The sequence below is a fragment of the Psychroserpens sp. genome, assembly GCF_034670085.1.
Classification (GTDB): Bacteria; Bacteroidota; Bacteroidia; order Flavobacteriales; family Flavobacteriaceae; genus Psychroserpens.
In genome coordinates, this window is record NZ_JAXMOD010000005.1 from 1 (window position 1) to 21,221 (window position 21,221).

The 21,221-nt window shown below is 33.0% G+C and carries 16 protein-coding genes and 1 other RNA gene; 6 read left to right on the top strand and 11 right to left on the bottom strand.

Going from position 1 to position 21,221, the window contains the following annotated elements; translation table 11 throughout:
- Both VOI25_RS09430 and VOI25_RS09435 read right to left on the bottom strand, forming a co-directional pair.
- Positions 1 to 5,561 (bottom strand): VWA domain-containing protein (locus VOI25_RS09430; protein ID WP_323788816.1); only part of this gene is annotated, 5,561 nt, incomplete at its 3' end.
- A 49-nt stretch (positions 5,562 to 5,610) separates the two neighbouring features.
- Positions 5,611 to 6,129, bottom strand: a complete 519-nt coding sequence (locus VOI25_RS09435) for a hypothetical protein (RefSeq protein WP_323788817.1) — start codon at positions 6,127 to 6,129, stop codon at positions 5,611 to 5,613.
- 322 nt (positions 6,130 to 6,451) lie between these two features.
- Between VOI25_RS09435 and VOI25_RS09440 the strand changes: the two genes are divergently transcribed.
- The 4 genes from VOI25_RS09440 to VOI25_RS09455 all read left to right on the top strand — a co-directional run bounded on the left by VOI25_RS09440 (position 6,452) and on the right by VOI25_RS09455 (position 10,596).
- Complete coding sequence (locus VOI25_RS09440; RefSeq protein WP_323788818.1) at positions 6,452 to 6,937, top strand: SixA phosphatase family protein; 486 nt, start codon at positions 6,452 to 6,454, stop codon at positions 6,935 to 6,937.
- A complete protein-coding gene (ppk1, locus tag VOI25_RS09445; protein WP_323788819.1) occupies positions 6,937 to 8,991 on the top strand; it encodes a polyphosphate kinase 1 in 2,055 nt (684 codons plus the stop codon). Before VOI25_RS09440 ends, ppk1 begins: the two co-directional genes overlap by 1 nt.
- Position 8,992: 1 nt before the next feature.
- Positions 8,993 to 9,898, top strand: a complete 906-nt coding sequence (locus VOI25_RS09450) for an exopolyphosphatase (protein WP_323788820.1) — start codon at positions 8,993 to 8,995, stop codon at positions 9,896 to 9,898.
- A gap of 167 nt (positions 9,899 to 10,065) precedes the next feature.
- On the top strand, positions 10,066 to 10,596 hold the full coding sequence (locus VOI25_RS09455; RefSeq protein ID WP_323788821.1) for a porin family protein: 531 nt from the start codon (positions 10,066 to 10,068) through the stop codon (positions 10,594 to 10,596).
- Between the two features lie 52 nt (positions 10,597 to 10,648).
- On the opposite strand, the gene VOI25_RS09460 is transcribed toward VOI25_RS09455, so the two are convergent.
- The 5 genes from VOI25_RS09460 to VOI25_RS09480 all read right to left on the bottom strand — a co-directional run bounded on the left by VOI25_RS09460 (position 10,649) and on the right by VOI25_RS09480 (position 16,076).
- Positions 10,649 to 12,196 (bottom strand): T9SS type A sorting domain-containing protein, encoded by a 1,548-nt coding sequence (locus tag VOI25_RS09460; RefSeq protein WP_323788822.1) that lies wholly within the window; start codon positions 12,194 to 12,196, stop codon positions 10,649 to 10,651.
- Positions 12,197 to 12,227: 31 nt separating this feature from the next.
- The gene (locus tag VOI25_RS09465; RefSeq protein WP_323788823.1) at positions 12,228 to 12,809 is read right to left on the bottom strand and encodes a tRNA-(ms[2]io[6]A)-hydroxylase; all 582 of its coding nucleotides are present in this window, start codon (positions 12,807 to 12,809) and stop codon (positions 12,228 to 12,230) included.
- Between the two features lies 1 nt (position 12,810).
- A complete protein-coding gene (locus VOI25_RS09470; protein ID WP_323788824.1) occupies positions 12,811 to 13,371 on the bottom strand; it encodes a hypothetical protein in 561 nt (186 codons plus the stop codon).
- A gap of 20 nt (positions 13,372 to 13,391) precedes the next feature.
- On the bottom strand, positions 13,392 to 15,125 hold the full coding sequence (gene dnaX, locus VOI25_RS09475; protein WP_323788825.1) for a DNA polymerase III subunit gamma/tau: 1,734 nt from the start codon (positions 15,123 to 15,125) through the stop codon (positions 13,392 to 13,394).
- A gap of 102 nt (positions 15,126 to 15,227) precedes the next feature.
- On the bottom strand, positions 15,228 to 16,076 hold the full coding sequence (locus tag VOI25_RS09480) for a hypothetical protein (protein WP_323788826.1): 849 nt from the start codon (positions 16,074 to 16,076) through the stop codon (positions 15,228 to 15,230).
- Between the two features lie 69 nt (positions 16,077 to 16,145).
- Between VOI25_RS09480 and rnpB the strand changes: the two genes are divergently transcribed.
- Positions 16,146 to 16,517: RNase P RNA component class A (gene rnpB / locus VOI25_RS09485), an RNA gene on the top strand.
- Between the two features lie 54 nt (positions 16,518 to 16,571).
- Here rnpB and VOI25_RS09490 read toward each other — a convergent pair.
- The 4 genes from VOI25_RS09490 to VOI25_RS09505 all read right to left on the bottom strand — a co-directional run bounded on the left by VOI25_RS09490 (position 16,572) and on the right by VOI25_RS09505 (position 19,587).
- Entirely contained in the window at positions 16,572 to 17,336 is a 765-nt protein-coding gene (locus VOI25_RS09490) for a hypothetical protein (RefSeq protein ID WP_323788827.1), read from the bottom strand.
- Positions 17,337 to 17,495: 159 nt separating this feature from the next.
- Entirely contained in the window at positions 17,496 to 18,035 is a 540-nt protein-coding gene (gene rsmD / locus VOI25_RS09495) for a 16S rRNA (guanine(966)-N(2))-methyltransferase RsmD (protein ID WP_323788828.1), read from the bottom strand.
- Complete coding sequence (locus tag VOI25_RS09500; protein WP_323788829.1) at positions 18,035 to 18,844, bottom strand: DUF3822 family protein; 810 nt, start codon at positions 18,842 to 18,844, stop codon at positions 18,035 to 18,037. Before VOI25_RS09500 ends, rsmD begins: the two co-directional genes overlap by 1 nt.
- Before the next feature lie 2 nt (positions 18,845 to 18,846).
- Positions 18,847 to 19,587 carry a hypothetical protein gene (locus VOI25_RS09505; RefSeq protein WP_323788830.1) on the bottom strand — a complete coding sequence of 247 codons (741 nt, stop codon included), beginning with the start codon at positions 19,585 to 19,587 and terminating at the stop codon, positions 18,847 to 18,849.
- 204 nt (positions 19,588 to 19,791) lie between these two features.
- Here VOI25_RS09505 and VOI25_RS09510 point away from each other — a divergent pair, with 204 nt between their 5' ends.
- Positions 19,792 to 21,219, top strand: a complete 1,428-nt coding sequence (locus VOI25_RS09510; protein ID WP_323788831.1) for an ATP-dependent DNA helicase — start codon at positions 19,792 to 19,794, stop codon at positions 21,217 to 21,219.
- Positions 21,220 to 21,221: the final 2 nt, after the last annotated feature.

Here is a 21,221-nt window from a genome sequence, read left to right on the forward strand (position 1 = left end):
GTTGATACTAGATTATTAAACGCATAATCAGAAGTTACCTGACCATTAAAGTCAGTATCACAAGTATCAGCACCACACGATTCTAATGCAGCAATGTTCGCAGCATTCCAATCGTTAGCTAAAGTTTCGTTATCAGTACCAGAACACTCAATAGCCTGGTCAGTAACAGAACAGTTATCAAGGTTAGGAGGTGTAGTATCTTCTAAAGTTAATGTTGCATTTAAAGTTGTTGCGTTTCCACAATCATCAGTAATAGTATAAACAACGGCAATTGTACCACCTTGACCACAGGTAGAACTTAAGTTGTTAAAGTCATAATTAGAAGTTACAGTAACACCAAGATCATCAGCACAATTTTCAAGAGCAGTAATATTAGCTGCATTCCAATCGTTAGCTAAAGTTTGATTATCAGTACCAGAACACTCAATAGCCTGGTCAGTAACAGAACAATTAGATAAATCAGGAATTGTTCCATCATCAAAAGTAAGTGTTGCTGTAAGAGACGAAGAATTTCCACAATCATCAGTTATGGTATAGATTACATTTATAGTTCCACAAGGACCACAAGTTGTATTTAAATTATTAAAATCATAGTTAGAAGTCACTTGGCCAGTTAGGTCATCATCACAAGAATCTGTAGCACAAGCTTCAATCGCAGCAATATTTGCTAAATTCCAGGCATCGGCAAGTGTTTCATTATTTGTATCAGAACATTCTAATACAGTATTTTCTATTGTACAAGCGGATAAATTAGGTGCTATATTATCTTCAACGGAAATCGTTTGTGTATCAGATACCGAGTTTCCACATGCATCAGTAGCAGTCCAAGTTCTAGTAATAGTTTGAGTATTACCACAAGCTGCAACAGCACTATCAGTAAATGTTACCGTAGCTGTACCACATGTATCGGTAGCAGTAGCCGTTCCTGTAGCTGAAGGTTCCGTACTTTGGGTACATTCCACAGTAGCATCCGCAGGAACCGTTAACACAGGATCAGTAGTGTCTTCAACAGAAATGGTTTGTATATCAGAAACAGAATTTCCACATGCATCAGTAGCAGTCCATGTTCTAGTAATAGTTTGAGTATTACCACAAGCTGCAACAGCACTATCAGTAAATGTTACTGTTGTTGTTCCACAAGTATCAGTCGCAGTAGCCGTTCCAGTAGCAGAAGGGTCCGTACTTTGAGTACATTCCACAGTAGCATCAGCAGGAACCGTTAACACAGGATCAGTAGTATCTTCAACGGTAATGATTTGTGTATCAGAAATAGAGTTTCCACATTCATCAGTGGCAGTCCAAGTTCTTGTAATAGTTTGGGTATTACCACAAGCAGCAACAGCACTATCAGTAAACGTCACAGTAGTTGTTCCACAGGTATCATTAGCAGTAGCCGTTCCAGTAGCAGAAGGGTCCGTACTTTGAGTACATTCCACAGTAGCATCAGCAGGAACCGTTAATACAGGATTAGTATGATCTTCAACAGTAATAATTTGTGTATCAGAAACAGAATTTCCACATGCATCAGTTGCCGTCCATGTTCTAGTAATAGTTTGAGTATTACCACAATTGCTAACTGAGTTATCCGTAAAAGTCACAGTAGTAGTTCCACAAGTATCAGTCGCAGTAGCGGTTCCAGTAAATGGAGGATTTGTATTTTCAGTACATTCTCTGTTTTTATTTGGTGGAATTGTTAATGTAGGTGGAGTTGTATCTTCAACAGAAATCGTTTGTGTGTCAGACACAGAGTTTCCACATGCATCAGTAGCAGTCCATGTTCTCGTAATAGTTTCAGTATTTCCACAAGCAGCAACAGCACTATCAGTAAATGTTACAGTTGTTGTTCCACAAGTATCAGTCGCAGTAGCCGTTCCAGTAGCAGAAGGGTCCGTACTTTGAGTACATTCCACAGTAGCATCAGCAGGAACCGTTAACACAGGATCAGTAGTATCTTCAACAGAAATCGTTTGTGTATCAGAAACAGAATTTCCACATGCATCAGTAGCAGTCCATGTTCTCGTAATAGTTTGAGAACTACCACATGCTGCAACAGCACTATCAGTAAATGTTACTGTTGTTGTTCCACAAGTATCAGTCGCAGTAGCCGTTCCAGTAGCAGAAGGGTCAGTACTTTGAGTACATTCCACAGTAGCATCAGCAGGAACCGTTAACACAGGATCAGTAGTGTCTTCAACAGAAATCGTTTGTGTATCAGAAACAGAATTTCCACATGCATCAGTAGCAGTCCAAGTTCTAGTAATAGTTTGAGTATTACCACAAGATGCAACAGCACTATCAGTAAACGTCACAGTAGTTGTTCCACAAGTATCAGTCGCAGTAGCCGTTCCAGTAGCAGAAGGGTCCGTACTTTGAGTACATTCCACAGTAGCATCAGCAGGAACCGTTAACACAGGATTAGTATTATCTTCAACAGAAATCGTTTGTGTATCAGAAACAGAATTTCCACATGCATCAGTTGCCGTCCAAGTTCTAGTAATAGTTTCAGTATTACCACAAGCAGCAACAGCACTATCAGTAAACGTCACTGTAGTTGTTCCACAAGTATCAGTGGCAGTAGCCGTTCCAGTAGCAGAAGGGTCCGTACTTTGAGTACATTCCACAGTAGCATCAGCAGGAACCGTTAACACAGGATCTGTATTATCTTCAACTGTTATGGTTTGTGTATCAGACGCAGCGTTTCCACATGCATCAGTAGCAGTCCATGTTCTAGTAATAGTTTCGGTATTACCACAAGCTGCAACAGCACTATCAGTAAATGTTACTGTTGTTGTTCCACAAGTATCAGTCGCAGTAGCCGTTCCAGTAGTAGAAGGGTCCGTACTTTGAGTACATTCCACAGTAGCATCCGCAGGAACCGTTAACACAGGATCTGTATTATCTTCAACTGTTATGGTTTGTGTATCAGACGCAGCGTTTCCACATGCATCAGTTGCCGTCCAAGTTCTAGTAATTATTTCTGTATTACCACAGGCAGCAACAGCACTATCAGTAAACGTCACAGTAGTTGTTCCACAAGTATCAGTCGCAGTAGCAGTTCCAGTGGCAGAAGGGTTAGTACTTTGAGTACATTCTACAGTAGCATCAGCAGGAACCGTTAAAACAGGGTCAGTTGTATCCACAACTGTTATCGTTTGATTTAGAGATACAGCGTTTCCACAAGCATCAGTTGCTGTCCATGTTCTAGTAATAGTTTCAGTATTTCCACAAGCAGATACAGAACTATCTGAATATGTTACAGTAGTTGTTCCACAAGTATCAGTAGCTGTAGCAGTACCAGTGGAAGAAGGGTTCGTGTTTTCAGTACACTCTCTGTTTTTATTAGGAGGAATGATTAAATTAGGAGCTGTAGTATCTTCAATAGTTATAGTTTGTGTGTCTGTATCAGAATTACCACAAGCATCAGTAACTGTAAAAGTTCTAGTAACTATTATAGTACAAGATCCAGAACTCACATCAGCATATGTGATTGTAGCTATAGTTCCATCTAAATCCGAAGCTGTTCCATTTCCATTTAAAGCATTTTCAAGTTGAGCTAATGTAATTGTTGTCGTTGTTTCGTTATAGGTTAAACCAGTAATTGCTGAAACACTACAACCCTCTAAAGTATAGTCATCTGGAGCAGTGATTTCAGGATTTTCAGTATCATCGTTATTAATAGTAATATTGTTTACAGAAGTAGTACAACCATTGTCATCAAGAATATCAATTGTATATGTACCTTGACCCAGGTTAGCAAATGTACCAGTTGCTTGATAGTTAGTTCCACCATTAATTGAATACGAATAAGGAGGAACACCACCTGAAGCTTCAACAATTATTTCTCCTGTAGTATTTCCAGTACAGTCCGCATTAGATGTAGACGTTACACTTGCAGTTAATTCAGTTGGTTGGGTTACTTCATTATCACTAATAATTACATTACAACCTGATGAATCCGTTATTGTAACAGAATAATTTCCGGCTGTTATACCAGATAAATCTTGGCTAACTTCTCCATTATTCCATAAATAAGTATAAGGCGGAGTACCACCAATTACAGTAATGTCAATTGCTCCAGTAGCATCATCGTAACAAAGAACATCTGTTATGGATGCTGTCGCTTCAAGGATATCAGGTAAATTTATTCCTACCTGTGCATCAATACTAGGCAAGGAACATGTAGTTCCAAAAGTACCAGTGTATGTCAATTCAGCAGTAAAATTGCCAACAAAATCATTCGGTCCTGTATATGCGAATGTTCCAGTAAGATCACCAGATATACCAATTAAGTCTCCGTTTAAACGAAATTCCCAGAAAAATGTATCTCCTGTAGAAACACATCCATTTTGATCTAATGTAGCTGAATAATCTATTGAATTTGTACATCCAACTCTTGTTACACTAGGTGTTAATTCTGGACAAGGCACACAAAATTCTGGATTATCAAACACTAATGCGGTCGTTTGACACATAGCGTTTTCATAATTAATAACTGTATTTCCAGAGGTTTGAGGTCCACAGACTGATGAGTCAGTTGGGACAATTGTATATTCTAATGTAATCGTTTCTTCAAATACATCTGCAACAAACCATGATAAAAGTTGACCACTGTAAGTTGTAGTTCCTTTGCTTGGATCGATAGTTCCAGGTACAATTGTAAAACCGGCAGCAATGGTATCAGAAACAAGGGCTTGACCAGGTAACTGCGTTGCCGCAGGAACTAATTGACCTAAAATAGCATCATAAATAGAGGTTAAATCAGCATTGTTTTCAGTTGAAAATGCACCAGCATTCTGTATTCCATTTAGGGTGTTTAAAGCAATTGTTTCTTCAGTTCCACTAATAGCTCCTATTAAACCAATAGTAAAAACACTTTGATTATATACGTCTCCACTAACATTTGTAGTTTGTGCATTAACACCAGCACTTATTGCTGCTGTTTGACATGCAGTATTAGAAGTTGTTGAGCTACATGTAGAACTTGTGCCATTTCTTTTTGTAGCGACTCCATCGGAAAGTAAAATAATACTTCTAGATGTAGCACAGTCGAATGTACCATTATTAGTAAGTTCATTATCTGCAGCTATAATACCAGCTTGAGTATTAGTATAACCTCCTGTAGTTATCAGGTTAATTACCGTTGTAATTGCAGCTTGACCAATACTACCAGTTAAACCAATGTCTAATGTAGCGGAATCACTAAAACTTACTACTGCAACCTTATTTAAACCCGTTGGATTGTTAGCAGGTAAAAAGAAATTATTAACAAATTCTATTGCTGCATCTTTTGCATAGTCAATAGGTTCTGGTACAGGACCATCATCCATACTTCCTGATCTATCAATAACTAATACAACTTCTTGCGGACTTTTAGGCGGTTTACCTATAATTTCCAAAGTGACATCAAATTGATTACAAACAGTTGGGTTTACTACTATATCTTTATTAACAATAACTTGTTGTCCAAAAAGAGTATTAATAGAAAATAGAAATGATATAGCAAACAATAGTTTAGCTATATTTTTGGCATTTCTTTTTTGAAATTGTAATTTATTTCTCATCGAGTTTCTCTTTAAAACGATTCTTTAATCTTATTTTAAATAATAAATATTATTCTTCTGAAGGGTCTACAACAAATACACTTAGTGTTTTTGTTTCAGACAATGATTTACAATCTGAAGACTTAGCTTCAACCTCAATACAACACCATGTATTAAAAGGTGTTCCTTTAGGAACCTTTACGTTAACAATGAATTTATAAGATTCACCACTATTTAATGTGATATCTAATTGAGGGGAAGAATTAGCATTATTTCTATTTAAACTATTATTTTGAATAGAAACATCTAATACAGAATTACTAGAACCAGTACTTCTATTGTATTGTGATTTATTATTATGACAAGGTTCTGTTAGTTGTTTGGAAGACAAATTGAATGTCTTTGTATCACTAGAACTATTAGTAAGTACTAATATAAATTGGGCACCTTCTTCATCGGCTGATTTAAAGCTTCTATCTTTTTCAACAATAAGTTGGGCACTACAATCGTTAGAGGTCGCTGCGTTTTTATCTGTTTTAGACAATGTCACAGCAAGACATGCTATAATTAAGGTTGCTATTAATTTCATAGTTTAAAATTTAATTCAAATTTTATATTCGCTTAGCGATGTTTAAAATACTGTTGTACAAATAGAACTTTAGCCAAGTATGTGATGATACTTAATTAAACGTCCAATATGTTTTGAGGGAAGTACGGTGGTATGACATACCACGTAAATGGATTTATTAATATATTTTTGATTTGGGGTCATAAACATTATATTTAATCTTAACAAATCAAATGATAACCACAATGGTTAACAAATTAATATGTTAAAGGGACGAAAATAATCGTTAAAACGGAAATATGCAACATTTTATCGATAAAATATTACACTTCATCGAGTAGATATGAAACAATTAGTACTAATTAGACATGCAAAATCATCATGGGAATATGATGTTAATGATGATGAAAGACCACTAAATAAGAGAGGTTTTAGGGATGCAGAACTGGTTGCAAAATCATTTCAAAGTGCATCTTTTGCTCCAGATATTATTTTTTCAAGTTTTGCTAATAGAGCGTTGTCAACCTGTAAGATTTTTATGAAAACACTCAATTTTGAGGATAAAATCTTACATATAAAGGACGAATTATATGATTTTGGAGGAGAAAATGTGATAAATTTTATAACTAATATCGATGATCATTATGAAAAGGTTATGATTTTTGGACATAACCATGCTTTCACATCTATTTGCAATATATTTGGAGACCAATTTATTGATAACCTACCAACAAGTGGTTTAGTGGTTATACATTTTGATGTCACCTCGTGGCAGAACATAAAAAAAGGGATAACAAAACTTACAATTTTTCCAAGAGATTTAAAATAATGGTTAAAGACAAAAATAAATACATTAATAGAGAATTAAGTTGGCTTCAGTTTAATGAAAGAGTTTTACAAGAAGCAGAAGATGAAAGTGTACCTCTGATAGAACGATTGCGATTTTTAGGGATTTTTTCAAATAATCTAGATGAGTTTTTTAAAGTTCGATATGCAACTGTAAAACGAATAGATGAAGCTGGTAAAGGTGGGAAAAGCGAATTAGGTGGTGTTAAAGCCGGAGACTTATTAGAAATTATAACTAAAATAGTCATCAAACAACAAAGCTATAGTCTACAAATTCTAAGCAAAATTCAAAAAGCACTTGAAAATGAAAGCATCTTTATTATTAATGAAATGCATATTGATGAGTCTCAACATAAATTTATTAAAGAGTATTTCATCGAACATGTAAGTCCAGCCTTAGTCACAATTATACTAAATGATTTAATTGAAATTCCTTTATTAAAGGATAGTGCAGCATATTTGGCCGTTAAAATGGTTTTAAATAATGAGGAAAAACAATTTGCTTTAATTGAGATCCCAAAAACTATCGATCGTTTTGTTGTATTGCCGAAAAAAGGAGATGATAATTACATTATTATTTTAGATGACTTATTGCGCTATTGTTTAAATGATATTTTTAATATTTTCAATTATAAATCTATTTCTGCACACATGATTAAGATTACTAGAGATGGTGAACTTGATTTTGACAGTGATTTAAGTAAGAGTTTTATTGAGAAAATTTCAGATAGTGTAAAAGATCGACAAATTGGAGAACCTGTAAGATTTGTTTATGATAAAACTATAGATGAAGAAACTTTAGAGTATTTAATGTCTAAAATGGGGATCGATTCTAAAGATAGTGTCATTCCTGGAGGTAGATATCACAATAGAAGAGATTATATGGACTTTCCAAGTTTAGGTCGAACGGATCTTTTATATAATAAGATTCAGCCATTGCAAATAAAAGGTTTGAGTCTTCAAAGTAGTATTTTTACCTCTATATCGCAAAAAGACTATTTACTTCATACACCTTATCAAACCTTTTCTTATGTCGTGAAATTTTTAAGAGAAGCTGCTCTAGATCCAAAAGTTAAGACTATTAAAATCACGATATATAGGTTAGCACAAATCTCGCACGTTGCGAGTTCGTTGATAAATGCAGCAAAAAACGGAAAAAAAGTAACGGTAGTCATTGAATTACGCGCCAGATTTGATGAACAGGCAAATATTGATTACGCTGAACAAATGCAATCGGAAGGCGTCAACCTTCTGTTTGGTATTGCAGGTTTGAAAGTACATAGCAAAATGTGTGTAATTGAACGAGAAGAAGATCACAAATTAAAGCGTTACGGATTTATTAGTACTGGAAATTTTAACGAATCTACAGCTAAAATCTATACCGATTTCGTATTATTTACTTCAAATTCTAAACTATTAAAGGATGTCAACAAAGTGTTTAATTTCCTTCAAACTAATTATTTAATTTATAGGTATAAGCACATTATCACCTCTCCTCATTATACAAAATCTAAACTTTTTGCATTAATCGACACTGAAATTAATAATGTCAAACAAGGTAAGCCTGCATTTATTAAACTAAAACTTAATAGTATTTCTAGTTATAGTATGATTGATAAGTTATATGAGGCTAGTAGAGCAGGTGTTAAAATTCAAATGATTGTAAGAGGTATTTGTTGTTTGGTCCCTGGAGTTAAAGGAATGAGCGAGAATATTGAAGTAATAAGTATTATCGATAAATTTTTAGAGCATACTAGATTATATGTCTTTTGCAATAATGATGATACTAAAGTATATATTTCTTCGGCAGATTGGATGACTAGAAATATTGAAAATAGAGTAGAAGTTAGTTGTCCGATTTATCAAGATGATTTAAAAGAAGAGTTGCTAAATATTTTCGATATTTGCTGGAGTGATAACGTAAAAGCAAGAGTGATTGATGAATCTCAAAGTAATGAATACCGTAGAAATGACAATCCTAAAGTTAGAGCACAATTTGCACTTTATGATTATTTTAAAGAAAAACTGAATTCATAGCATGTTAAATATAAAAAAATATGCAGCGATTGATATTGGTTCAAATGCTGTAAGACTTTTGGTTTCAAGTATCATAGAACAAAAAGGTCAACCTACAAAATTCAAAAAGACCTCCTTAGTGCGAGTTCCAATTCGACTTGGAGCTGATGTGTTTTTGAATGGCGCAATTTCTGAAGATAATATACAACGCATGCTTGATACCATGACCGCTTTTAAATTGTTGATGCAGTCTCACAAAATCGTAAAGTATAAAGCGTGTGCAACATCAGCAATGCGCGAAGCTGATAATGGTAAAGAGGTTGTTAAACTGATAGCTAAAAAAGCTAAAATTGAAATTGATATTATTGATGGTGAAGAAGAGGCTGCTATTATTGCTGCAACAGATTTACATTCTTATATTAAAGAAGATAAAACCTATTTATATGTTGATGTTGGTGGTGGTAGTACTGAATTTTCAGTGATTCACCACGGAAAAACAATTGCATCAAAATCATTTAGAATAGGCACTGTAAGACTTCTGAATGATATTGTAAAAAAAGAAACTTGGCTTGAATTAGAAGAGTGGATTAAAACCAATACTAAAGGATATCATACCATTGATTTAATTGGTTCTGGTGGTAACATCAATAAAATCTTTAAAATCTCTGGGAAAGCCATAGGTAAACCACTGACGTACTTTTATTTAACGACCTACTATAATAAGTTGCAAACCTATTCCTATGAAGAGCGAATTACCGAATTAGAGCTAAATCAAGATAGAGCAGATGTTATTATCCCAGCTACAAGAATATACCTTTCTGCTATGAAATGGAGTGGAGCAAAAGATGTGTATGTACCTAAAATTGGACTTTCAGATGGAATAATTAAAAGTGTTTATTTTGGAACAGTCTCTAGTGTAAACCTTTAAAAATAAGGTTGTTTGACCTCTTTTTTGACATGACATCCATTATTTATTTCTTAATTTCAATTTTCATTATATATTAGCAGTCTCAAATCTATGTTATTTTATATGACATCATTTTGAAAAAACTCAATTAAAACGGTTGAGTCTATTTAAAACAAAATATTATGAATATGAAATCACTTATCCTTACATTATTATTTGTTAGTGTTACCACACTATCTTTTGCTCAAGGTACCAGCTATGGTGTTAGAGGAGCAGTAAATATTTCGAATTTAGATTTTGATCCAAATGCAACTTTTGTAAACCAACACAGAAATGGTTTCGCTTTTGCAGGTTTTGTTGATTATGGTGTTAGCGATACTTTTTCAATTTTAGCCGAATTGCAGTATTCTGCCGAAGGTGGTAAAGCTGAAGAATTAAGAGCTGATTATATTCAATTACCAATTATGGCACGTTTCGCTATTGGTAATAAATTCACAGTTGGTGCTGGTCCTATGATTAGTTTAAAAACTTGGGAGAATCTTGATGGATTTGCAACCTTTACTTTCTCAGGTGTTGGTGGAGTAGAGTATATGATTACTGACGAATTGTTTATTGATGCTCGTGTACATTACGGTTTAACTAATATTCTTGATGAAGACTTAACAACGGTTGAAGCGCAGAATACAACATTCCAGTTTGGCTTTGGTATAAAAATCTAAAACCGGATTAAAAATAGATATTTAAAAGCCTCAGTTTTAATTGAGGCTTTTTTTATTGTTTAATGAATTTCAATGTTTGAATCTGATTGAAATTATTGTAGAATCGAATAACATATAATCCAGAGTTTAAATCATCAACATAGATTGATTCTGAATTGAGCTCTGCTTTCTTGATTAATTTTCCATCCAAAGAATAGATCTTATAATTTATTTCACTTTCAGATTGGTTTACAGTTAGATTTATGACCGAAGTTACAGGATTATTCTTTAGTGCTATTATCGATGAACTCAACTCATTTTCAGAAATAGATAAGGGTTGGTCTCCAAACACTAATCGAGCACCTAATAAATCTGTGACATTTAAAATAGTACCATTATTAATGATTTCGAATTCAGAGAAATTGTTTGGAGGAAAGCCAATAATATTAAAATATTCACTTTCGTAATCAGATTCACAAAAGCCTAATGTTGGCGAAAAATCTACCAATTGTATACTATTGCCATTATTTAAAGTGACTTCATAATCACTCATAAAAGCATTGCATTCACCTTCACCAGAAGCCCTGTTTCTAAAGGTGATTGGATTAATATCGTTTGTTAGTGTTAATGATGGACTTTCAGTAATTGGTATTTCAATTGTAGGGTTTCCAGGAATTTCAATTCTAGATAAATACCAATTTTTTGTTAGGATTTCAGTGTTTTCATTCCTGCCATATATAGCTTTATCTCCTGTCATTGAATTTGTAATCGTTAATATTTGATTGTCATTTTCACCACCTATCATATATGGGAAATCAAATGGTTGTGGTTGACCACTATTGAGTATTGAAAAATATATATTTTCAAAGATTACACCTGGAGTCAGTGCACAATCATCTAATGTAAAGTCAAGTGAGTTAAATGTTATATCATTTTCATCAGGCGTCATGTGACCTCCATATGAATTACAAGCTCCACTACCAATAAAATCCAAAAAGGGTTCGTTCCCAATGTCCTCGGTAATCACTAGTTCAAAGAGACTTTCATTGTTATAATAATTAGGATGAACTACGCCATCAACTTCTATATGATTTAAATACCATTGTCCTAAAATATCTGTTGGTTGTGCTGTTCTTCCATAAACAGCATAGTCTCCACTATAATCATTGGTAATAATTAATGCAGTATCATCATCTGTTCCAGTAATTTCATAGCTAACAATAAATTCATCAAGTACCACTGAGGTGTTAGAATCAAATAAAATAGTATTATTATAATCAGAAAAATACGAACAAACTTCTGGTGGATTTTCACAATTGTTTGTAGCCTCAATAATATTTATAAACTCCATTGAGCCATTTTCAACATTAAATTTACCTTCAAAAGTATTAGTGATTGGACCAAAGCTTTCTACTGTAAATGGTTCATCTGCAGTGGGAGGCAATAAACCAAAATTTAAAATAACGTTGTAATTTTCTTGAGTTGTTAGAGGTGGATATATAGCTACTCCATTATCTGTCCTATAGTGCAAATACCAATCGCCAAATAGGGCTGCTTCATCTTGAGAAAAACTTAATAGGCCTAAACATAAAAAGATAATGGTAAAGTAGAATTTTTTCATGGCTGTGATTTACAACTAAATATACGATAAATTATCCATGAATAGTTTCCTTCCTGCTTAGGTCTTTCATGATGTCTGCCTCGTACTCAAGTAGTTGTTGCCATTTCTCATCGACCTCTTTGCGATCTCCATATTGTCTAGCAAAACCTAAAAACATCGTGTAATGATTGGCTTCACTTACCATTAATTTTCTGTAGAATTCTGCCAATTCTTTGTCTTCTAATTCTTCAGAGAGTAATCTGAAACGCTCACAGCTTCTAGCTTCTATTAACGCTGCATATAATAAACGATGTACTAATTGTGTGGTTCTGCTTCCACCTTTAGGAAAGAATTTTAATAATTGAATCACATAGTCGTCTTTACGGTCTCTACCTAAAGTCCAACCATGTGCTATAATTTTATCATGAACCATTTTAAAATGGCTAATTTCTTCTTTAACAAGAGCAACCATCTCTTGGACCAACTCCGTATATTCGGGAAAACTAACAATTAATGAAATTGCAGTACTCGTCGCTTTTTGCTCACAGTAAGCGTGATCAGTTAAAATATCTTCAATATTTTTTTCAACGATATTTACCCAACGTGGATCTGTTGGTAATTTTAAACCTAACATATTAACTGTGTTCTTCTATTAAATTGATGTATTGCGTACCATTAGTATCTACAACTAGTTCGTATAATTTGTAAGCATTACTGTTAGGGTTTATAAAAGAAAGTCCTAAATTAACTTCTGAAGTGTTTGAAGCTTCTTGATTTACCCAAACATGTTCTAAGGTTGCATTGTCCCAAAACTCTGATGAAGACGCGCTTTTAAAGGCCTCAGCATTTATTTTGGCATCGAATATGTTTTTTGATGCTAGATCTATTCTTATTTCAGATTCAAAAACGCGATGGTAGTTGAGTTTTGTTTTCTTATCATCTGCTTCAGAGCTCACTAAAATTTGAGAATCCATTACTGCATAATTTTTGATGCTAACTTTAAATGTATTTGAAATAAGTGAATCTGTTTGTATTTCGGTATAAGCTTCAGGAAAATAGGTTACAACTTCTAAATTGGTCTGTTTTTTATTAAATTCAGAAATTGAATTCTGTAGATTTTCTCGAGCACTTTCTCGTCTGTCACAACTAAAAATGGCTATTGCTACTAGGACTATTATAAGTATTGATCTTTTCATAATCTAAAAATAATCAAAAATTAATTGATATCTAAACCGAATGTTTGTCTAAGCAATTCAATATTTGGATTCTTTTCTTTAAGCTTTTCGTATTTCTCTTGTGTTGTAAAGGCATATTTTTTAGATACTTCTTCATTAACTCTAATGTCAAGTTTTAAATCGTAATTCATTAATGATTTACGCAAATACTCCATTAACGGATACTGTGCTCTTTCCAGTTCAACTCTAAGCGTATCATTAGGAAATGTGATTTCAATATTTGTTTCAATGAGTTTTGGTGTATCCATTTCAAGAATAGATGCCATAATTTTTTCGCCCTTTTTATGTAGCAATTTGATGTATGAATTCCAAGCGTTTAAAAATGCATCTTCAGAAACATCCTCTTTTGGCAAATCATCAACATCAATAACAACTTCCATTTGTCTTATAAGGTGTTCCTTTTTTGCTTTGATACTTTTAAGAGATAGTCCTGAAGTTCTAGTATCTTTTTTTAACTCAATTTTTGGTAATGGAATATTAGCGTGAGTAGTTTCGGCTTCCTTAGCCTTCTCAGTTTTTTTAACCTTTGATACCTCTGAAGAATTTGAGTTTTCTTTAATTTGTTTGTCCTTAGGAATAACCACTGGAATAGGAGTAATGCCTTTGGTTCTAAAGTAAGATGCTGGAATTATGTAATGCTTGCTATTTTTTTTTTCTCCATCAAAAGTGATAGAGGCTAATTGCATGATACAAAGTTCAACAAGTAAACGTTGGTTTCTACTGCTTTTATATTTGAGATCGCAGTCGTTGGCGAGTTCAATCCCTTTTACGAGAAATGCATGACTTGCTTTTCTGGACTGTTCCTGGTATTTGAGTTTGGTATCTTCACCAACTTCTAGGAGTTCTAAGGTTTGTTCATTCTGACAAACCAATAAATCTCTAAAATGCGAAGCTAATCCAGCAATATAGTGATGGCCATCAAAGCCTTTTGAAAGGGTTTCATTAAATTGAATAAGCAACTCCGGAATTTTATTCTCAAGTATCAAGTCGGTACTTTTAAAATAGGTTTCGTAATCAAGAACATTTAAGTTTTCGGTAACAGCTTGTCTAGTTAAGTTTTTACCTGAAAAACTCACAACACGATCAAAGATGGATAATGCATCACGCATGGCTCCATCAGCTTTTTGAGCAATAATATGAAGTGCATCATCTTCGGCAGTAATACCTTGTTCTTTAGCAATATATTTTAGATATTCCTTTGCGTCAGAAACAGTAATGCGTTTAAAATCAAAAATTTGACAACGTGATAATATCGTTGGAATGATTTTATGTTTTTCAGTCGTTGCAAGAATAAAAATACAGTGTTTTGGTGGTTCTTCTAATGTTTTCAAAAAGGCATTAAAAGCCGCTTGAGATAACATGTGTACCTCATCAATAATATACACTTTGTATTTACCAACTTGAGGAGGAATTCGTACTTGATCCGTTAAACTTCTAATATCATCAACAGAATTATTTGAAGCAGCATCTAATTCAAATATATTAAAGGCAAAATCTTCATCAACAGTTTCTGTACCATCACTATTAATCATTTTAGCCAGAATACGAGCACAAGTTGTTTTTCCAACACCACGAGGTCCAGTAAATAATAAGGCTTGAGCTAAATGGTTATGTTCTATGGCATTCAGTAATGTATTGGTAATAGCTTGCTGACCAACAACGTCATTAAACGTTTGTGGTCTATACTTTCGAGCCGATACGATGAAGTGTTCCATTGAGACAATAATGTGATACAAATTTAAAAAAACAAGCCCAAATTAAAATATAAAATGGGCTTAGTTTAGTTGAGTTATTAACAGCTTACCTAATAAAGAAAACTAGTAGTTTATAAGACGAATAAACATTTCAATATCTTTAATATCTATTTCAGCACCAGCACCAGTTCCAGAAATGACCTCTAGATTTGATGCATTATATACAAGTTTTAAAGCAAAATGCATACTTTCAGTTGTTCCATTTTGAGTTGTAGGTCTTTGAGCCTTAATAAAATGCCTTATAAATAAGATTTTGGGATCTTTCGCCACAATAGCATCGTCTATTTCTTCTTTTGAAACTATTTCATATTGATAATCATAAATGTCATGTATTCCTTTTAGTAATTTTTTAGATACAAAACCTTCATCAATGTATAGAATTTTATGCTCGAGAGAGTCTTTCAAAAATTTTGAAGATAATTTTACTTGTTCTTTTACTATTTTTTTATAATTATTTCCAATCTCAAGGTCTTTTTGCAAATTAGTTACAGATAACATAAGGTCTGCTAGACCAAGATCTGGTGTGAATACGAAATGTGTAACTACTTTTTTTTCTGCTAAACCTATTAATAAACAGTTGTTTGGTGCATTAGCTTGAAGCATTTTTTCGGTATAGTATAAATGCGCATATTTTTTAGCTTCATCTTTATCTTTATAGACTGTTTTCCATTCTTCTTTAGTTATAAACCTTATAGAAGGCGAAAATGTCCAAATATCATTTATAGCTTGTTGAATATTTTCATTATAGTTCTTCATCTTACCATGTTGCTCATCTTCATCCATGAGAACTACCAATAAAGGTCTTTCTTTTAGAGTTTCTACATCTCTAGCTGATTTCTTATTGATTCCCATTTGAGCGTTAACACTATAACACGTGAAAGCAATTGTCGCTAAAAGTATAAGTTTTTTCATATCTAAAATTTCAGTTTTAATTTCAAACAATATAATAAATCTATTTTAATGTTTGTTGTACTTTTGCAATTAGTAAATCGCCTTATCGCTCTTGCGCTGAATTTATTTCAGCATCTTATCAATTTAGCTAAGAACTCTATTGAAAAAGGTACTGAAACAAATTCAGCACTTGGGAGGAAAGTCCGAACACCATAGTGCAATCATAGTGGCTAACAGCCATCCATCGAGAGGTGAGGAAAAGTGCAACAGAAAGTATGTACAGGTTATGCTGTAGTGAAACCAGGTAAACTCTATGAGGTGCAATGTCATGTAAACTAGTGCTTGAGCGTACACGCGCGATGCTAGAGGGTAGGCAGCTAAAGTTTGCTGGTAACAGTAAACGTAGATAAATGATAAGGGCTCTATTGAGTACAGAATTCGGCTTATAGATTTACTTAAACACAAAAAAACCTTTCTTTAAAAAAGAAAGGTTTTTGTTTTATGAATGCTAAGTCATTATTCTTTTTTAGGGTAATAGCTTAAATCAGGACGCACTTCTCCTTTAACCATATCATATCGAGTTACTAATTCAATAACACTAAACATTTTTCCTTTACCTTCTTTACCCATTATTTCATCATTTTCTTTTCCACCTTGTGCTATAGCGACACTATCTTCTCCAGCTATAGATACCATATAATAACTTTCTTCACTACCAAATCCACTGTGAATTACATTATAGCCATTTTTCACACCTTTGGCAGCAAACATGTCTTTTACAGCTTTCATGGCCTCATTCATTGCTTTAGCATTTTTTGGTGCGTAATATAAAAAGTGATATTCTCTTTCGTTTTTGCCTTCTGTCGAATACCCTTCTGGATGGTATGAAAGTTCAGGGATGTAATGGGAGATACTGTTGCTATGTGAGTCATAACATTCGTCCATTTTGTTAAACATGGCACCTGCAGCTTCCTTGCCCATTTTTTCAAATATTTGGGCAAAACCAGGATTATCTAATTCTGCCATGTTTTTAATTGGAGACGAAAAAACGTAGCGTCCATCTGCTAAACTTATGGCTGTCCAACTTGCTCCTTGGATGTTATGTTTAACAAAGTTATCTTTTAATTCTTTAGCTAGACCTTCATATTGCGGTATCATTGAAAATTTCACATTGTCAATGTGAATATTAAACATGGTTGGTTGTTCATCTTGCGCATAAGCAAAATTGTTTACGAAAAGTACTAGAATTAGTAGCTTGAAAATTTGTTTTACTGTTTTCATTTTTGGTTGGTTTTAATTAGTATTATAATCAATTAATTGCATACGTATACCAACGATAAGTAAGTCGAAAAAAAATAAAAGAGGAGCAATAAGTAAATTATGTATTGCGTGGAGAGTTCTAAGATAATCAAAAAAAATAACTTTTGAAATAGAAAGGTCTTAAGTTGTTTTAAAAAAACTAAAACAATTGCCTCCATAACTTTTAGAATGTGAATAGTTTTCTAAATGTGACAAATCAGTGTGTTTTGAATGTTCTACAATTAATAAACCATCATCACTCAACAACTGGTTTTGAAACACCAATTCTGGGATTTTTGAAAATTCTTCAACTGGGAAATCGTAAGGTGGATCTGCAAAAATGACCGTGAATTTTTCTTTGCTTCGTTCTAAGTATTTAAAGACATCACTTTTAATAGTTGCTATTGACATATCAAAGGCTTCTGAAGTTTCATTAATGAATTTAATGCAACCATAATTTTCATCGACAGCTGTAATGTGTTGCGTTCCTCGAGATGCAAACTCATAGCTGATGTTTCCGGTTCCAGCAAACAAATCTAAAACTGTTATATCATCAAAGTAATATTGATTATTTAAAATATTAAATAATGATTCTTTTGCCATGTCTGTTGTTGGACGTACTGGCAGTTTTTTTGGAGCTGTAATTCGTCTACCTTTAAATTGTCCTGAAATTATCCGCATTAGTTAAAACTATTTAAAAGTATAAAATTGCTATGCTTTCCGTTTGGTTGCTTTTTTATATTAAATTCATAATTGCAAAAAGGTTCAATGAAATCAACAAACCGTACATATTTAAAAACGATAGAGTATAAATCATCATCCTTAGTGATTTGTCCTGATAAATGAATCTTTACGGTTTCTGGATTAAGCTTAAGTTGCTCTATTGAAAAAAGAATATAATAGATGAAGTCTTCTTTAGTATTGTAATCAAATGTATTGTAGAAAATCAGTTGAGAGTCTTTTGCAGCAATCATCTCAAAATGAAGATGACCAACATTAACATAAAGTTCAATGGCTTTATGTTTTGAAGAATTTTGTAATACAGATTCAATTAAAATAGTAGATGCATGCTTGTATATGAAACTACCAAATGTGTCAAAAAGATAATTGTTTACATTAACTAAAGGCACATATATATTGACAATATCATTTATAGCGATAGTATCGTAATCAATAAAATCGGTCTTTAATATTTTTGCATTAAATTTTAAATAATCCGCTAAGTGATTTTCATTAAATAATGATTTTGGAACTTGAGCAGATAGGTCGTTTTGATAAATGCACAAAACGGAATCAAATGTTTGTTGGAAATCTGTATTAGATTCAATAATCGTTTTTAATTGATTGAGCAATTCAAAAGGCGTTGCTTTTTTGTCAAGCTGAATTTCTTGAAGTCGCTCTATAGTATTTGTAGAACGATTTAGAATGCAAAAAGAAAGTCCACTCAAACGAATTTGAATGGACAAGTCTTTAATAATATTTGGTTTCAAACCTAATCTTCTTTTTTCGTGTTGAAACTTTTTGGCCAATTCCCTTTAGTATAAACTTCAGTCATTGAGCCAACAGTTAAAGCTGGACCATTAACACCATCAACAGCTACAACTTGCTTTTCTTTATTAACTAGGTTTTTGTCTTGATCAAAAAGAATAATTTCTTTATCTACCGAAGCTTCAAATACAGCGATATTTTCTTCTACTAATTTACCAGCTTTAAGTTCAAATTTAGCACCTTCTTTACCAACAGGCACATTCATCATAGTCTTGTATCTTGTATCGGCACCAAACAAAGAATCTTTAACAGGAACAAAACCAAGCGTATCGATAATTACAATATCACGAGTAGTTTCAACGCCTCCATAACGCTTCGTCAATTCAGCATCAATAATAGTTGAATCTCTTCGTTGTGTAATTGTGAAATTTGCAGTATCTACAAACTTAATTAAGCCATCAAAACTATTTGAAAACTTTCCAGTAACAGTTCTATGCGCTAATTGTGCATCTCTAATATCTTTAAGACTTTCAATAACCACCTTGTAGCGTTTCTCTTTGAGTTGGTTAAATTTTATTTCTCCATATACAGAATTAAAAGTTAAGTAACCCAAAAAGATAATAAGTACCCAAAGTAAAAGATTAAGAATTCCTTTTGCTTTTTTTGGTACAAAATTATCAATTAACCATACGATACCTACCGTAAGGATTATTAAACCTACAACTGTAAGAACTGCTGTTAACATAGTTAGTTTATTTTATTAGTTATTTTATAAAGGTATTACGCAAATCTACAATTTTTTTTTGTTCGTAAAAATCTTAGAAACAAAAAAGAATTAAAAGCGTAAGATATAAAATTTGTTTCAAATAAATCAAATATTGAAAACCATTTTAGGTATGCTCATATTTAGTTTTATCTTGCATTCAAAACGATATTCAGATTACATTGCATGACATCATTAGAATTCTATAAGCTTCTAAAACAAAAGTTCCCTTTTGTGCCTACAACTAAACAATTAATTGTTTTAGAGCAATTGTCACAGTTTGTTTATAGTGATGCTCCAAATATTTTGTACCTCCTTAAAGGTTTTGCAGGAACAGGTAAAACAAGTATTATTGGAACCTTAGTTTCTAATTTATGGGAAACAAAACGGAGTGCTGTATTAATGGCTCCAACTGGTAGAGCAGCAAAAGTGATTTCCAATTATTCAAAAAAGGAAGCCTTTACCATTCATAAAAAAATATACTTTCCAAAGAAAGATAAAGGAGGAGGCGTCCAATTTATCTTACAACCTAATAAGCACCGAAATACCATTTTTATTGTTGACGAAGCCTCAATGATTCCGGATACACCAGCAGATTCAAAATTGTTTGAAAATGGTTCTTTATTAGATGACTTAATGCAATATGTGTATTCTGGACACAAGTGTAAGCTCTTATTAATTGGTGATAAAGCACAATTGCCACCTGTGAAATCAGATTTAAGTCCAGCTTTAAACTCTCACATCCTTAGCATGAATTATAATAAGGAAGTAACAAGTATTGAATTAGATGAGGTGGTTAGACAGGAACAAGATTCAGGCATTTTAGAAAATGCCACACGACTAAGAGAGGTCCTTGATAACGAATTTTATGAGTCCTTTAAATTTAATGTCAATGGATTTAATGATATTATTCGATTAATTGATGGACATGAGGTTATGGATGCCATAAATGATGCGTATAGCCAAAATGGTCATGAAGAAACCGCTATAATTGTAAGAAGTAATAAACGTGCAAATCTTTATAATCAACAAATTCGAAACCGAATTCTCTTCAATGAGAATGAACTAACTGTTGGTGATTTTTTAATGGTTGTTAAAAACAATTATTTCTGGATTAAACCAACTACAGAAGCCGGTTTTATTGCAAATGGCGACATTATTCAAGTTCTAGAAATCTTTTCGATTACGGAATTATACGGATTTCGGTTTGCAGAAGTAAAAGTGCAAATGGTAGATTATCCTAAAATGCGTCCTTTTGAAACGGTTTTATTATTAGATACCATTGAAGCAGAAACACCATCATTACCTTATGAAGAGAGTAATAGGTTATATCAAGAAGTTCAGAAAGATTATGAAGACGAAACATCTAAGTATAAAAAATTCTTAAAAATTAAGGGTAATAAACACTTCAATGCGTTACAAGTAAAATTCTCTTATGCGATAACTTGTCATAAATCACAAGGTGGACAATGGCATACCATATTTGTTGAGCAACCGTATTTACCCAACGGAATGGATAGAGATTATCTAAGATGGTTATATACAGCGGTTACAAGAGCAAAAGATAAATTGTATCTTATTGGCTTTAAAGATGAGTTTTTTGAAGATTTATAATT

Coding starts and splice junctions, on each gene's coding strand:
- VOI25_RS09435 (WP_323788817.1), bottom strand. CDS start 6,129: ATGAAATTAATAGCAACCTTAATTATAGCATGTCTTGCTGTGACATTG.
- VOI25_RS09440 (WP_323788818.1), top strand. CDS start 6,452: ATGAAACAATTAGTACTAATTAGACATGCAAAATCATCATGGGAATAT.
- ppk1 (WP_323788819.1), top strand. CDS start 6,937: ATGGTTAAAGACAAAAATAAATACATTAATAGAGAATTAAGTTGGCTT.
- VOI25_RS09450 (WP_323788820.1), top strand. CDS start 8,993: ATGTTAAATATAAAAAAATATGCAGCGATTGATATTGGTTCAAATGCT.
- VOI25_RS09455 (WP_323788821.1), top strand. CDS start 10,066: ATGAAATCACTTATCCTTACATTATTATTTGTTAGTGTTACCACACTA.
- VOI25_RS09460 (WP_323788822.1), bottom strand. CDS start 12,196: ATGAAAAAATTCTACTTTACCATTATCTTTTTATGTTTAGGCCTATTA.
- VOI25_RS09465 (WP_323788823.1), bottom strand. CDS start 12,809: ATGTTAGGTTTAAAATTACCAACAGATCCACGTTGGGTAAATATCGTT.
- VOI25_RS09470 (WP_323788824.1), bottom strand. CDS start 13,371: ATGAAAAGATCAATACTTATAATAGTCCTAGTAGCAATAGCCATTTTT.
- dnaX (WP_323788825.1), bottom strand. CDS start 15,125: ATGGAACACTTCATCGTATCGGCTCGAAAGTATAGACCACAAACGTTT.
- VOI25_RS09480 (WP_323788826.1), bottom strand. CDS start 16,076: ATGAAAAAACTTATACTTTTAGCGACAATTGCTTTCACGTGTTATAGT.
- VOI25_RS09490 (WP_323788827.1), bottom strand. CDS start 17,336: ATGAAAACAGTAAAACAAATTTTCAAGCTACTAATTCTAGTACTTTTC.
- rsmD (WP_323788828.1), bottom strand. CDS start 18,035: ATGCGGATAATTTCAGGACAATTTAAAGGTAGACGAATTACAGCTCCA.
- VOI25_RS09505 (WP_323788830.1), bottom strand. CDS start 19,587: ATGTTAACAGCAGTTCTTACAGTTGTAGGTTTAATAATCCTTACGGTA.
- VOI25_RS09510 (WP_323788831.1), top strand. CDS start 19,792: ATGACATCATTAGAATTCTATAAGCTTCTAAAACAAAAGTTCCCTTTT.